This window comes from Trichocoleus sp. DQ-A2, from assembly GCF_039961915.1.
Taxonomy (GTDB): domain Bacteria; phylum Cyanobacteriota; class Cyanobacteriia; order Cyanobacteriales; family FACHB-T130; genus FACHB-T130.
In genome coordinates this window covers 126,172-141,325 of record NZ_JAMPKD010000011.1, presented here as the reverse complement: position 1 = coordinate 141,325, position 15,154 = coordinate 126,172, and the positions used below count along the sequence as shown (strand labels likewise).

The 15,154-nt window shown below is 46.8% G+C and carries 7 protein-coding genes; 5 read left to right on the top strand and 2 right to left on the bottom strand.

The window, feature by feature from the left end:
• Nucleotides 1–55: 55 nt before the first annotated feature.
• Nucleotides 56–1,690: a hypothetical protein gene (locus NC997_RS13095; RefSeq protein ID WP_190527869.1), complete on the bottom strand. Its 1,635-nt coding sequence runs from the start codon at nt 1,688–1,690 to the stop codon at nt 56–58.
• Between the two features lie 568 nt (nt 1,691–2,258).
• Here NC997_RS13095 and NC997_RS13090 point away from each other — a divergent pair.
• Nucleotides 2,259–3,332 (top strand): peptidoglycan-binding protein, encoded by a 1,074-nt coding sequence (locus tag NC997_RS13090; protein WP_190527867.1) that lies wholly within the window; start codon nt 2,259–2,261, stop codon nt 3,330–3,332.
• Between the two features lie 173 nt (nt 3,333–3,505).
• Entirely contained in the window at nt 3,506–3,955 is a 450-nt protein-coding gene (locus tag NC997_RS13085; protein ID WP_190527865.1) for a hypothetical protein, read from the top strand.
• A 58-nt stretch (nt 3,956–4,013) separates the two neighbouring features.
• Here NC997_RS13085 and NC997_RS13080 read toward each other — a convergent pair whose 3' ends face one another.
• Nucleotides 4,014–5,060: an S-layer homology domain-containing protein gene (locus NC997_RS13080; protein WP_190527863.1), complete on the bottom strand. Its 1,047-nt coding sequence runs from the start codon at nt 5,058–5,060 to the stop codon at nt 4,014–4,016.
• Between the two features lie 96 nt (nt 5,061–5,156).
• On the opposite strand from NC997_RS13080, the gene topA reads away from it, so the two are divergent.
• The 3 genes from topA to NC997_RS13065 all read left to right on the top strand — a co-directional run bounded on the left by topA (nt 5,157) and on the right by NC997_RS13065 (nt 15,108).
• Nucleotides 5,157–7,367 carry a type I DNA topoisomerase gene (gene topA / locus NC997_RS13075; protein ID WP_190527861.1) on the top strand — a complete coding sequence of 737 codons (2,211 nt, stop codon included), beginning with the start codon at nt 5,157–5,159 and terminating at the stop codon, nt 7,365–7,367.
• Nucleotides 7,368–8,383: 1,016 nt separating this feature from the next.
• A complete protein-coding gene (locus NC997_RS13070; RefSeq protein WP_199306202.1) occupies nt 8,384–12,589 on the top strand; it encodes a type I polyketide synthase in 4,206 nt (1,401 codons plus the stop codon).
• A gap of 8 nt (nt 12,590–12,597) precedes the next feature.
• On the top strand, nt 12,598–15,108 hold the full coding sequence (locus tag NC997_RS13065; protein ID WP_199306201.1) for an SDR family NAD(P)-dependent oxidoreductase: 2,511 nt from the start codon (nt 12,598–12,600) through the stop codon (nt 15,106–15,108).
• The last annotated feature ends 46 nt before the right edge of the window (nt 15,109–15,154 follow it).

Sequence of the window (15,154 nt, the reverse complement as noted above, 5' to 3'; positions counted from 1 at the left end):
TAAGCAGGAACCTTGGGGATGGGACGCCTAAGCCCACCCCGACCTCAGATTGCTTTTAGTAACTCGCCCTGAGCATCCCGCTGAAGATATTAAAGTTCTTATCAATCAAACCGATTAAACTCTGAGCATTAGAGAGCGATCGCGGTGGGTTAGAAATCAGCGTATCTAAGGCAATCAAGCGATTAAAATCAACTTTGATGTCACCAGTCCGCTCGGTTTTCCCATCGCTTTCATAAAACTTGACCCCCGCCTTCTTGTGCATAATCTCAATCAACTCCTGCGCCATGATGCCATAGCCAATCGTTGTGGGATGAATGCCATCGAGAGAGAATAAGCCGCCTTGGGTGCGACCCGTTGCATCAGATTTAAAAAAGCGGGAGTCCGGTACGGGTGAAAGTGCCTGAAGCTCAGGTGGCAACTCGTACTGACCACCCACTTCATCCCACCAACTCGGTCTGGCTTGGGGGTCTTGAATATAGCGCCTGGATGCCAAACGATCCAACAAGCCAGCCATTTCAAACAGATACCAATCTCTGCCTTCTTGTCGAGCCTGACGCACCGCCTCGGTTATAAAGTCGTTGTACTGGTCAATGGCACTATCGATTGCTCGTGCCTCTTCCTCTAGCAAGTAGGGGTGCTTATCGGGATCGAAGTCTTCTTCAGTAAGCCAAGGCAAGGAGTAGTAAGGAAAGTATCGAGATCCTGGCTTTGCTTTTTTCCCTTCATTGTCTTTATTGATACCACGGGCAAAAGGAAGGATGGTGATGTGAGGAACCGTTGCCAAGATTACATGGCGAGCGCGGATTTGCTTAACTTCCTCAACCAGCTTGTCCAGTTCAGCCTTAAAGTGAATTGGACGCCAGACAGTATAGCGATCGTTGACCGCCATATCGTCATAACCTTCAGCAGTCCAAGCCGCCTTAAATGTCAGAATACTACCCAGCGCATTGTTGCCACCGATGATAACAAGCAGCGTTTCAATGCCGTTACCATCGCCAGTTTCTTGCATCCCCTCAGCACCTAGTGCTGCCGCCGCTTGCAGTGGTGTCAGCGCGTTGCCTTGTGCATCCCGCGCCGAATTCAAAACTCGGATAGCAGCGCGTTCGTTATGGTACTCGACAACCTGCCGCAGATAATCGTCTTTAGGCGGATTTTTCCGAATGATGTCTAGGCAAATGTCCGCAGTACGCGACAGGGTATTCCGCAAATCCCAACCATAGACCGCCAGGTTGTGATTAATCCCTCGTTGAATTGGGAAGCGGGAGCCTGCGTCACGTTCCCAATAATCCTCTATATCGTCCATGTAGTGGCGTATAAACAACAGCGCTGGGGCGAAATCCAACCAGTTGATATCACCAAACTCCCGATCGAGTTGTCGAGCCAGATGTTCTAGGTTCAGCGGAAATCCATCTCCTGGGCCGTCGTAGGTGGGATAACGCATCTGGTTAGACCAGCCCATTTCTTTGGCAATCATCATCGGATAGGAGAGGCTAGTATTAAAGATTGCCCCACTTTGAAAGCCGTGAGAGAGAGAGTCCCCAATCGTGACTAGCCGATGCTTAGGAGTTCCTTGTCTACTCACTTCAACGGCAATACCCAGGCTGGGATCTGTAATGGGTTTTCGCGCCTGTGCCTGAATAATTACATCGTCTGGCGTGCGATCGCGCATTCGATTTCCAGAGTCTGCCATAAAGTCTCCTTATTAAAAAAAGCGAACATTCGTTACCAGATGCTCCACAACCGATGAGATAAAATCCGGAATTTGTGTTAAATCAGCAGCGGTTTCAAATTAGCCGGTAGAATCTCTAAGACGATAAGATTCAATTAAATATTGTAGCAATTTGTAACAATATTTAAATCTTTTATTTGAAAACTGGACAGAAGATTAGGTAAAGGTTTTACTATAAAAGCTACCTCAAGTTCAAGAAAATTTAATTTTATAAAAAAGCCAGATAATTAATTAACTATTAATTATCATAAGTTAGAGGATTTATTTTAGGCATAATGTATTTTTCAATAATGTAATTATTAGAATCAAATAGGAAGATAGACAGAAGATGGAAATAATAACTAAAGTTATATTATCGAAACTTATTAAGCATTAAGTTATAAAATGCAAGTGTATCGCACAAGCAGTGTAACTCTCATTGGCTGCGTTCTTTTGTAGCGTTAAAATAGCACAAAAGCTAGACTTGCTCGATGGCTTTTTTTTGGCTAGTTAACAGAAAAGTTAGCAATATTGAATTCAGGTGGAATCTATGGCTTTTAATATCAGTGCGCTGAAATTACCCACACTCAAAATAGGCTCTAATGGAGCAGCAGTCAGTTCTTGGCAAAGCTTTTTAAAAGAGGCTGGTTATCCGATAGGAACCGTTGATGGAGACTTTGGCAAGATTAGCGATACAGCTACCCGTAGTTATCAGCAAAGAAATAACTTGCCGGTTAATGGAGTTGTGGATAATACCACCTACACCAAAGCTTTGAGCGACGGTTTTCTTTATAAAGTTCCCAATCTTACGGCGGCAATGTTGCTTGCTTATCTGCGCTTTGGCGAGGCAGAGGTTAAAGATTTACAAAAGAGCTTGAATACAATATTGGTTCCCGACTTAACCGTAGATGGAGACTTTGGAGCGAGAAGTAGCCAAGGGTTAGCCCAAGCTTATCTCCAAAGAGATGTGCGCTTGCGTGATGAATTGGAAAATCTACTTTCTGCAACGACTAAGCAGAAATTAGGCGCAGATTTTATCCCAGCAATGGATATCCTCAACGCCTATGCCAAAAGAATCCGATTTCGCTTGAGTGGTCCGCATTGGTATGACAACTTTCCGACTAGCCGCTCGATTTCTGATTTAGCTTCGCCTTTCCGAGAAAAGGTAGCAGCTTTTCAAAAAGCTTTAATTGATGCGGGTGCCCAAACCATTATTGCCGCTACCTATCGACCTCCACAAAGAGCTTATATGATGCACTATTCGGCTCGGATTAGTCGAGGAGAAATCAGAGCAGAAAATGTACCAAATATGGCGGGAGTTGACATTGAATGGGTACATTATACGAACGCTGTAGCTGTGCAAGCTGCACAACTGATGGTAGATGAATTCGGGATTGGGGGGAATCCGGTGGCTCTAAGATCTCGCCATACTGAAAGGCTAGCCATCGATTGGAACATTACCTGGGAAGGAATTCTAAAAATAAAAAAGAGAGATGGCACCCTGGTGAATATTGGCGCTCCCACGAATGGTGCCAACAATACAGCTCTCTATAGTGTGGGTGCATCTTATGGCGTATTTAAGCTAGCAAATGACCCGCCCCACTGGTCAGTTGATGGTCGCTAAGGCTGAGGAGTTTTTTGAGTTAAGATTTTGAGTTTAGATTGTAGAGACGCGATTTATTGCGTCTCTATTTATTGGTAGTTGCAGAAATTTAGATTGGGCAACGGTAAAGCAAAATGGTATGAAAACAAAAGGTAAACTTTGCTGATTGCCGAACATCTACCCAACTGAGAGCTATGCAACTTCAAAGATTTGACCTTAGCGCGGTTATCATCCGCACTACTGCGATCGCTCTACTGGCATTAATTGCTGGCTGTTCATCCGATCCATATACAGAATCAGCACTCCAGCCAACCAAATCCTCGAATCGCGCCGCTACTACAGCAGAAGTGGGTTTAGCACGCCACTTGAAGCGCACCAAAGCCAAATTTTACGGCGCATATTGGTGCCCTTTCTGCACAAAACAGAAAGAACTGTTTCCAAAAGAGGCGCTTGGTTATATAAACTACATTGAGTGCGATGCGGGCGGTAAAAATCCGCGTCCAGACCTCTGCACAAAGGCAAAGATCAAAGGCTTTCCCACTTGGGAAATTAAGGGGCGGCGTTACTCAGGTTTGCTTTCTTTAGAAGAACTCGCCGAGCTATCCGGGTATAAAGGCGATCGCAACTTCCAAAACCGAATTTGATGCGTGTCGCCAAACGCTTCGCTCAAACGAACAATGCCATGCCCCTACGATGGTTCCCTCATTGTGGCTGCACAGCGGCTGGAGAGGAAATGGGTTGTGCTTGTCCGGCTTGTACTAGAGCTTGATAAATTGCAGCAGCTACCTCAGCACGAGTCGCCGCTTGATTCGGTTTGAGCAAGTTTTGATTCGGATAGTTAATCACAAGACCGGCGGCTGTAGACGCTGCGACACCTTGGGTCGCGTATTTAGGAATCTCCTTGGCGTCTTGATAAGTCTGCAAAGCTTGAGCCGGATTGGACGGTGGTTTCAGCCCTAAGCCGCTAGCAAGCGCAACCAAAACTTGCGCTCTCGGAATTTCTTGGTTTGGGAGAAACCGATTTCCCGGATATCCTTTCAAAAAACCCGTTGCCACAGCTTGCTTGATTCCAGCTTCAGCCCAGTACCCAGAGGGGACATCTTTAAAATTCAAAGCATTCTGAGCCGGTTTTTGACCAAAAGCTTTCCGCAACGGAGCCGTAAATTCCGCTCTAGTGATCGGTTGATCGGGGCGAAAAGTGCCATCGGTGAAACCCGCGAGGATGTTGCGTTCAACCAGCGCTTGAATGTAAGGACGCGCCCAGTAATTGTCGGGGATATCGGAAAAGTTGATCGGTTTAGCTGGGGCAGAAGCTGTGGGGGCTGGTACGGGAACAACCGCCGCTGGGGCGGAAGGCGCAGGCGCGGGTACTGTGGCGGGGGCGACTGACGGCGCTGGGGCGGAAGGCGCGGGTACGGGTACGGGAATAATCGGGACGCTTCCCGATACCGTGTTTGGATCGTCCGGTATGAGTAGCGTTGAGTTTGGGTCGCTCGGTGAAGCAGAAGGTGCCGGAACCGTTTGCTGGGTGGGCGATTCTCCGGGTATCACCGTTGTTGGTAGCGGCGCTGCTGGCTTTGGACTCGCCGTGGCGTCAGGAGTCGGCAATCCGGTCAAATTCAACCCTGGCTCCCTTCTACCAATTGACCAGAAGAAAATCGTGCCAATCACGCCGAAGGCAACAACAATGCCAATCAACTCATCAAAGCCAAGCCGAGAGGAACGTGGATCGGGGGGAGGTGATGTCATTTACCTGAGTTCATGCAGCAAGTAGCTTATACCCTAAAATGCCTAGCTAAGTCATCCTTCTTAAAGCAAGAATTAAAAATTTTTGGAGGACAGAGTATGAAACTTGTTTTAATTGAAAGTCCTGGCAAACGGCAGAAATGGCAGAAAAGCCTTGGTTCTGGCTACCGAGTGATGGCAAGCATGGGTCATGTTGTTGAGCTAGCGAAAGACGGGGAAGATGCACTGGGCTTTGACCTATCAGGCGATCGCGTTACTTGTCGATTTGTCCCTCGTGGCGACCGAGGCAAAAAGGTTCTCACCGAACTGAAACAAGCGGTTAAATCAGCAACCGAAGTTATATTTGCAACAGACCCAGACCGGGAAGGTGAGGTCATTTCTTGGCATCTGGCACGAGAACTCAAGGTTAAGAATCCCCGGCGAGTGGTGACGAGCGAGATTACAGAAACTGCGATTAAAAAAGCAGTGAGCAAACCCCGTCCCCTCGACCAGAACTTAGTAGATGCAGCTCTTTTGAGGACGTGTCTCGACAAGCTGGTTGGCTTCAGAGGCTCCCCTCTCATTTGGTCGCTCAAAAACGGAGCCAAGTCAGTCGGTCGGGTTCAAAGCGCAACCTTGCACCTATTATGCGATCGCGAGAGAGCAATTACAGCCTTTGTTCCTGAAGATTACTGGTCTGTTTACGTTGACTACGCCGAGGGGTTTCGAGCCTTTTATGCCGGACAAGTGAATCGTTCCGAGGAGTCTGAAGTAGAGGAAACCGATGATTCTGAGTCTCCTGATAGCAAAAAAGCTGCTGAAGGAACCAGAGTGACAACACAAACTCAGGCGGATCAACTGGTGGCGACGGCAAAGAGTCATCCTCATCAGGTAGTCAGCACCCAAGGTAAAGTGAGTTTTAAAAAACCACCCGCCGCATTTACCACCAGTTCCCTTCAGCAGGCAGCAGGAGCGCGTTTAAAGCTGAATCCAGAGAAAACGATGCAAGTGGCGCAGAAGCTGTACGAGCAAGGATACATCACTTATATGCGTACAGATAGCCCAACTTTATCTGAGGAGTTTTGTGCTTCGGTGCGGAAGTATCTGGAAAAAAATGACCCCGAGAATATCCCCCAAAAGGCGGCTGTTCGCAAAAGTGCAGCGCTGTCCCAGGAGGCGCACGAGGCAATTCGACCGACAGAGATTACCCGGCTACTATCCGTCATTAAAGCAGAGTTAACACCAGAAGAAGCTGGATTGTATGACTTGATATGGCGACGCGCGATCGCTTCTCTGTGTCAACCAGCGCGACTCCTGAAGACGAAAATTGTCACCAAATCTGGTAGCGTTACTTGGCAAGCTTTGGGTCAGGTGCTACAGTTTGAGGGCTATCTGCGCTACTGGCGAGATATTGGTTCAGATCAAGTGTTGCCGACTCTCAAAGAAGGGCAACCACTGACCTGTACCCATGCGGATGCCGATAAGAAGCAGACGATGCCACCACCCCGGTATTCTGAGTCTAAGTTGATTCAGGTGATGGAGAAACAGGGGATTGGGCGTCCTAGCACCTATGCTCCGACGGTAAAGACTTTGAAAGAGCGGGAGTATGTGGTTCTGAAGAAGGGGTTGCTCGTTCCGACCCAGCTAGGGATGGAAGTGGATGAGTTCTTGGGTCGGGTGTTACCTGAGCTGATTCGTGCAGATTTTACGGCAAAGATGGAGCGGGAATTGGATGCGATCGCTCACGGTAAGCTGGACTGGCAAAAGTATTTGACTAGCTGGAACCGCGACTATTTTGCCCCAGCACTCAAGAAAGCCGGGGCAAAAATTCCCGTTTCTATGCCGACTGTAACGAATCCAAGCCGAGTTAAGGTCACTCCACCTGTTTGTGAACCCCCGGATACTCGCACCGATACTAGCCCGGAGACTCGGTCTGAACTTACTAATATTCGGTGTCCGAAATGCAAACATCCAATGACGAGGGTTTACTCGAAGTCTAAAAAACTTCAAACAGACCATTTTTTGAGCTGTGATGAGCGCAATAATGGCTGCGGTGCTGTAATGTTTTTTAACGTATCCACGCTAGAGTATGAATTGCCTGACGCTAAGCGGAAAAATCCGGCGCGTTCTGACAAGCCTTCTCAGCATTCTTGTCCGATTTGTGGCTCTTCCCTAGAGCGTTACAAATACACCAAAAATGGTCAAGATAAGGTGATGTTGCGTTGCTCTAACCCGAAAACCAAACAAAATAAATGCAAAGAGGTAGCCTTCTTTGAGAGTAAAAAAGGTAACTGGTGGTCGCCAAATTTTGGCGAGCTTGGCGCGGAGTAATTCAGTAAGAATGCGTAGGTATACCTGTGGCTTGGTTTCTTGATTTACAAAGCGCCTAATTGAAGGACGTTGTTTGCTTGATGGTTGAAGGGTCTGGAGTGTACGCAATCATTATCAAGTTTTAACTAAAAAATAAACGCCAAGTCAGTCCCCCCATCCCTCAACTCGAATTGCATTCTATTGGAGATATATTTTAAACTACAGCACAACTATTCACAAAGAACAGCGGCATCTCAACACTTTGGTAGTTGCCCTTACACATAGCTGGAAATAAAATAGCTATGTGTAAGCATACTTTGGTTGGCATCAGTAGTTAATAGCATCACATTTATTTAAAGGTTTTCTTCATACATAACAATAAATATAGCTAAATTTAAAGTGATAGCAGACCTTATTTTTACTACAACGCTTAATAAATTTAAAAAGTATTTTTGTTGTTTTAACCGTTGTTTTAATAAAAAGTTGAACAAGAGAAACTTACCTATTTTTCTGTAAATTCTAAAATCAAAACTAAAATAAATACACTCTTTTACCTTTTCAAATTGAATCAAATTTAAATTGTAAAAAATTGAAACCTGTAGTTTCAGCGTACTTGCGATTCTAAATTACCAATTTTAAATACTCTAAGTTCTACTGTGCCTGGGTTTTAACCCCTAAAATTTTTTTTAACCACGATCCCTTAGCTTTATACCCTGTACCCAAGGCTTGGCAGAGAACTCAAAAAATCAAGTCATTATAACATAAAATCTCAAGCACAAGAAAATTTGTTAAAATAGTTAACTTGCTTCAAGGGACTGAAATTGCTATTATTTAAATTCCTGATTTTGCCTATCTCCGTGCAGCCTACAAAGCTTTCGCCCAAGCTGAGAATATGAAGCTGGGTGTACCCACTCGTGTGAAAATAAACAGCAAACTTCCACAGGTTTAAATTGAGTGGATATACAACTACACTAAAGCGGAATAACTTGGTATCATAACCCTTTGAACCAGGAACGTCACTAGCGTCAGGTTGAGGAATGAAGTCTGATAAATCATTGATAAACAACAAAATTAAGCGGCAACTGCAACAAACACCAGTGGCGATTATCGGAATGGGTTGCATTTTTCCGCAAGCCAGGACTCTAGAAGAGTATTGGGAAAATATCATTACAAAAACCGATTGCATCTCTGATGTTCCTCCCTCACGCTGGCGGATTGAGGACTACTACGATCCAGATCCCAAGGCACCGGATAAGACTTATTGCAAACGAGGCGGATTCATCCCGGATATTGATTTTGATCCGATGGAATTTGGGTTGCCTCCCAATATTCTAGAGGTGACAGATGTCGCCCAAATGCTCTCGTTGGTAGTTGCCAAACAGGCAATGGAAGACGCTGGTTACGGTGAATCCAGAGATTTTAATCGGAAAGGCACAGGCGTCATTCTGGGCGTAGGGGGCGGGCAGAAACTAATTACGCCGCTAACTGCCCGTTTGCAATATCCCGTTTGGGAGAAGGTTCTTAAAAACAGTGGTGTATCTGACGAAGATACCCAAAAGATTATTGAGAAGATAAAACTTGCCTATATCGGCTGGGAGGAAAATTCTTTTCCGGGCATGTTGGGGAACGTGATTGCCGGACGAATTGCCAACCGCCTAGATTTAGGAGGAATTAACTGTGTTGTAGATGCAGCCTGTGCCGGGTCATTAAGCGCCCTGCGGATGGCTTTGAGTGAATTGACCGAGTATCGTAGCGACATGATGATCGCGGGCGGTGTGGATGCCGACAATTCGATCTTCATGTATATGTGCTTTAGTAAAACGCCTGCCTTTTCTAAAGAAGGGAATTCTCGTCCCTTCGATATAAATTCCGACGGGATGCTGTTGGGTGAAGGCATGGGAATGATGGTTCTCAAGCGGCTTGAAGATGCCGAACGAGATGGCGATCGCATTTATGCCGTCATCAAGGGAATGGGCACCTCCAGCGATGGCAAATCTAAGAGCATTTATGCTCCTCGTTCGGAAGGGCAAGCCGTAGCGTTGCGTCGAGCTTATGAAGATGCTGGATTTGCACCCTCAACAGTCGGTCTGATTGAAGCTCATGGTACAGGAACCGTCGCTGGCGATCCGACAGAGTTTGCAGGCTTAAATGAAGTTTTTAGCCAAAACAACTCCCAAAAACAACATATTGCCTTGGGGAGCGTTAAGTCTCAGATTGGACATACCAAAGCAACAGCAGGTGCAGCCAGCCTGATCAAAACGGCTTTGGCTTTGCACCATAAGATATTACCCCCGACGATTAATGTTACCCAACCCAACCCTAAACTTAAAATAGAAGACTCACCCTTCTATTTGAATACCGAAACCAGACCCTGGCTTGGCATTGATGATGAAACGCCAAGAAGAGCAGGGGTCAGTGCGTTTGGCTTTGGAGGCACGAATTATCATGTCGTCCTCGAAGAATATCAAAGGGAACATCAACAGGCTTATCGTTTACACAGTACGCCAGCGACCATTCTGCTGGATGCTCCAACAGTAGGAGAATTATTGGCGAAGTGTGAAACCCTAGAGTCGCAATTAGCAAGCGATCGCGGCACACAACATTACACAGAACTTGTCAGCGCTGCGAGTTTAAAAATTCCCGTTGTCTCAGCCAGAGTGGGATTTGTCGCCACCTCTGCCGCAGAAGCGCGTGAATTATTGCAGATTACGATTGACTTACTGAAAAACAAACAGCAAGCCCAATCGTGGGAGCATCCCAAAGGAATCTATTACCGCAAAACTAGCCTGAACCCCCAAGGGAAGGTAGTGGCGCTGTTTTCGGGGCAAGGTTCGCAGTATTTGGAGATGGGTAAGGAACTTGTCCTTAACTTCCCTCAGCTTCGCCAAGCTTACAGCGATATGGACAAATACCTGGGCAAGAATGGGTTGCCACCGATTTCCCAAGTCGTTTTCCCGTGTCCTGTTTTTGACAACGCCCAAAAGGATGCCCAAATTGCGGCATTACAACAGACCGAAAATGCCCAACCCGCAATTGGTGCCTTGAGTTTTGGTCTCTACAAGATTATAGAAGAGGCAGGGTTCAAGCCTGATTATGTGGCAGGGCACAGCTTCGGGGAACTGACAGCACTATGGGCGGCGGGCGTTCTGAATGACGAAGATTACTTTTTCCTCGTCAAAGCCAGAGGTCAAGCGATGGCATTCCCCGACGATCCAAAAGTTGATACCGGCATGATGCTGGCGGTGAAAGGGGATATTTATAAAGTCAAAGAAGTTGTCGAGAATTTCCCCAAAATCACCATTGCCAACTGGAACTCTAACAATCAGGTGGTATTAGCGGGGGCGAAGGGAGAAATCGCCAAAGTCCAGCAAAAATTGGAGCAGCTTGGGTATTCGGTTGTTTTACTACCCGTTTCCGCAGCTTTCCATTCACCGTTTGTCGCTCACGCTCAAAAACGGTTTGCAGAGGTGCTGGATCGCGTTACTTTCAATCAGCCGAAAATCCCGGTATACTCCAATACAACCGGAAATCTTTATCCAGACAATTCCCATACCATCGGACAAACCTTAGCTGCACATATTGTCAATCCTGTGCATTTTAAGCAGGAAGTTGAAAATATTTACGCAGCCGGGGGATATTTCTTTGTCGAAATTGGTCCCAGGAATATCCTGACCAATCTGGTGAAGAATATCCTCGAAGATCGACCCCATTTAGCGATCGCCTTGAATGCCAGTAGCAAAGGAGATAGCCAGCGCCAGTTGTGCGAAGCCTTTGTTCAGTTGCGCGTGGCTGGCTTGTCTTTACAAAACCTCGATCCTTACCTAGTTAAACCAAAAGCATCCAATTCTCAGCAAAAGAAGAGATTGAATGTGCCTTTAAACGGCGCTAACTATGTCAGTGAAAAAACCAAAGCTGCTTTTGAACAAGCTTTGCAAAACGGACACCAAATCAAGGGAAATCCAGAAAGGGAAAACAGGAATGGGAAATTGACACAGGAGCCGAAGAAATCTTTAGCCCCGAAACCAACACCACACATCGCCCCAATCCCTAGCCCTAAACCCGTAATTCCCGTACCCGTAATTCCCCAAGTCAAAATGCCAGAGCCGATACCAGTTCCACCCGCAACCAAATCAGAGGCGCAACCCATGCCACAATCTTCTGTAAATAATCAGGGTCTTCTAGAAAGTTTAGAGCGCAACATGATGCGCTTTCACGAACATCAAGCTGCCAGCCAGCAAGTTCACGAACAATACCTGAAAAATCAGTTGGAATATTCCCAAAGATTTTTCCAGCTCATGCAGCAACATTATTCCCTTTTGGGTGCTGGTAACGGTGCCAATGGGTCAGTTGTGAATGGTCAGGCGTCACTAGCGCCCGTTCGGAACTTGGAACAAGGGCAAAACGGACAAGGAATCTCTGACAAACTACAGTACTCGGTTGTTGCCCCCACTACCCCGGCTGTCGTGCCGATGCCTGTGCCAGATGCCGTCCTTGCCTCGGTGCCAGTATCCCAACCTGTTTCCAGCAATGGTTCGCAGCCAGCCCAGGCTCTCCAAGTAGAGGCAAGTCTGCAAAATCAAATCGCTCAAGCAGAGCAGGTAGAAGTTGCGCCATCGGTCATCGAAACAACCTCTAGCCCATCTGTAACAGCGCCATCGGTAGATTTGACCCCCCTGATCGAATCCCTGTTAGAAGTGGTCAGTGAGAAGACTGGCTACCCCACGGAAATGCTAGAGCTTTCGATGGATATGGAAGCGGATTTGGGGATTGACTCGATTAAGCGGGTGGAAATCTTGGGAGCCATGCAGGAGTTATTCCCTGATTTGCCGCCAGTAAATCCAGAACAGCTCGCCGAACTCCGCACCCTCGCTCAAATTGTTGAATATATGGGCAACAAAGCGCCATCAACAGAGGTCGAGGTTTCTGCTCCAGCGGCAGCAGTTTCAGCGAAGGCAGAAAACGGATTTGTCTCCCAGGAGAAGGCGAATGCTCTAATCCAATCCCTGTTAGAAGTAGTCAGTGAGAAGACTGGCTACCCCACGGAAATGCTAGAGCTTTCGATGGATATGGAAGCAGATTTGGGGATTGACTCGATCAAGCGGGTGGAAATCTTGGGAGCAATGCAGGAGTTATTCCCTGATTTGCCGCCGGTGAATCCAGAACAGTTAGCCGAACTCCGCACCCTTGCTCAAATTGTTGAATATATGAGCCAGGAATCGCGGGTGGCTGAAAAAAAAACTTAACCCCAGAATTGCAGCAAGTTGAAGTTGAAACTGAAGCTGAAGCTGAAGCTGAGCACAAGATTCAACGCGGTCGGGCGAGGCTCCAACCTCTGAGTGAGGCAGATTATGTGGATTTCACCTTGCCCGACCATCACATTTGTTTGCTGACCGATGACGGTAGCCCTGCCAGTATCAGATTGGTCAAGTCTCTTTCAGACCGAGGGTGGAAAGTGGTTGTATTAAGTTTCCCCGAATCTGTTATTGCCCAACGGCTACCGTTACCGGGAGGAATAAGCCGTGTGGTGCTGGCAGATTTGAGCGAGGAGCATTTGAAACAACAACTAATGGCGATCGCGCAAAACTACGGCTCCATTGGCGCGTTTGTTCATCTGCATCCCTCGCTTCAAGAAAGTCTTGGGCAGGAATCGGAAAAAGCTATCCTCAAGCATATCTTTCTGATTGCTAAGCACCTCAAAAAATCACTGAATGAAGCAGCACGTCAAGGACGCAGTTGTTTCCTCACCGTGAGCCGCCTGGATGGGCAATTCGGTTTAAGTCGCAAAACAGAGTTTAGCGCCATCGGTGGCGGGCTGTTCGGCTTGACAAAAACCCTCAACCTGGAATGGGAACGGGTGTTTTGTCGCGCCATCGATTTGAGTCCCGCTTTCGATGAAGAATTTGTCGCCCAATCAATCGTCGCGGAACTTCACGACCCCAATCGGTTGATTACCGAGGTCGGGTACAGTTTCCAGGGTAGAACCACCCTGGTTTGCGAGCTGTGTAGGGTTACGAAGAAAGCTCACCCCACAAAAAATCAAATTACTCCATCCTCTGTGTTTCTCGTCAGCGGGGGTGGACGCGGGATTACTTCCCAGTGTGTCATCAAGCTAGCGCAACGCTACCAATGCAAATTCATCCTCCTCGGTCGCTCAAGCATCAATCCGGAGCCAGCATGGGCAAAAGGCAGTGTTGATGAATTTGATTTGAAAAAGCGGATTATGGCAGATATTACTGCACGAGGAGAGAAACCCACCCCAATTAAAGTTCAAAAGACACTGAAGGCGATTTTAGCCCAACGAGAAATCGCCCAAACGCTGGAAGCCATCGAGCAAGCGGGTGGGAAAGCAGAATATCTCAGCGCAGACATTACCGATGCGATCGCTTTAAAGGAAAAACTAGCAGATGCCGTCCAGCGTTTCGGAGCGATCTCCGGAATTCTTCATGGCGCTGGCAATTTGGCAGATAAATTAATTGAGAATAAATCCGAACAGGATTTTGAAGCCGTTTATACTGCCAAAGTCAAAGGATTGGAAAATCTGCTGAGTTGTGTCAATCCGAATCAAATCAAGCATTTGGTGTTGTTCGCGTCAGCGGCTGGGTTTTACGGGAATATTGGTCAATCGGATTATGCGATCGCCAATGAGATTCTCAATAAATTTGCCCATCACTTTAAGCGCCTCCATCCCGAATGTCACGTAGCTTCCTTCAATTGGGGACCTTGGGATGGCGGGATGGTTACGCCTGAGTTAAAACAGATTTTTGCCGAACGCAAGGTTGAGGTAATTCCCGTTGAAGTGGGCACTCAGATGCTAGTTGACGAACTAGATTTTGGCGAACGGGAAACGGTACAAGTCTTAGTGGGGAGTCCTCTGGTAGTCGTGTCTGGAGAGCTAGATTCAGAACTCCGGACTTACCAAATTCATCGAAAATTAAACCTAAAAGCAAACTCCTTTTTGCAAGATCATGCGATTGGTGGTCAAGCAGTATTACCAACCGTTTGTGGTTCGGTATGGCTTGCCAATGTTAGCGAACAGCTATATCCTGGCTACAAGTTTTTTAGCTGCGAAAACTTCAAAGTCTTAAAAGGCATTGTTTTCGATGAAACATTGGCAAGCGAATACATCTTGGAAGTGAAGGAAGTTAATAAATCCCAGAACGAGCAACTCGAACTCGCAGCGACGATATGGAGTGAAGCGGAACCCGGAAAACGCCGTTATCATTACAACGGTCAGGTGAAACTCCTGAAGGAAATTCCAGAAGCTCCTACTTACGAATTTGACCCCACTCAAAGTCAAGAGTTTGCGTTTCTATCGCCTTATCAAGATGGCACTTTGTTTCATGGCCCTAGTTTTAAAGGGGTCAAACAAGTTTTAAATATTACGCCAGAAACCCTGACGATGGAATGTGTTTTACCCCAGCTCAATGAAGAACAGCGGGGGCAGTTTCCGGCACAGGCATTCGATTTTGTCGCCAAAGATGTGCAATTTCAGTGCATGTTGATTTGGGTAAGGCATTTTTATCAGGCAGCTAGTCTCCCTTTACGCTGCCAGAAAGGAGAGCATTTCCAAACGATTCCCTTGGGTAAACCATTTTACGTGTCGATGGATGTCATTTCTAGCAATGATACTAAGTTAGTGGCGAACATCACTTCCCATGATATTCAAGGAAAAGTTTACTCGCGAGTATTTGGGGCAGAAGTGACGATTAGCAAACAACTGAATCGTCTATTCTTTAACTCAGAAAAAGTAGGAGTTAAGTAGTGGCGAGTTAAGAAACCATTCAGCGTGCTGTAGTAGCGATCGCTGC

Bases quoted from the DNA above. Each gene is read 5' to 3' on its own strand.
- NC997_RS13095 (WP_190527869.1), bottom strand. From the start codon at position 1,690: ATGGCAGACTCTGGAAATCGAATGCGCGATCGCACGCCAGACGATGTA.
- NC997_RS13090 (WP_190527867.1), top strand. From the start codon at position 2,259: ATGGCTTTTAATATCAGTGCGCTGAAATTACCCACACTCAAAATAGGC.
- NC997_RS13085 (WP_190527865.1), top strand. From the start codon at position 3,506: ATGCAACTTCAAAGATTTGACCTTAGCGCGGTTATCATCCGCACTACT.
- NC997_RS13080 (WP_190527863.1), bottom strand. From the start codon at position 5,060: ATGACATCACCTCCCCCCGATCCACGTTCCTCTCGGCTTGGCTTTGAT.
- topA (WP_190527861.1), top strand. From the start codon at position 5,157: ATGAAACTTGTTTTAATTGAAAGTCCTGGCAAACGGCAGAAATGGCAG.
- NC997_RS13070 (WP_199306202.1), top strand. From the start codon at position 8,384: ATGAAGTCTGATAAATCATTGATAAACAACAAAATTAAGCGGCAACTG.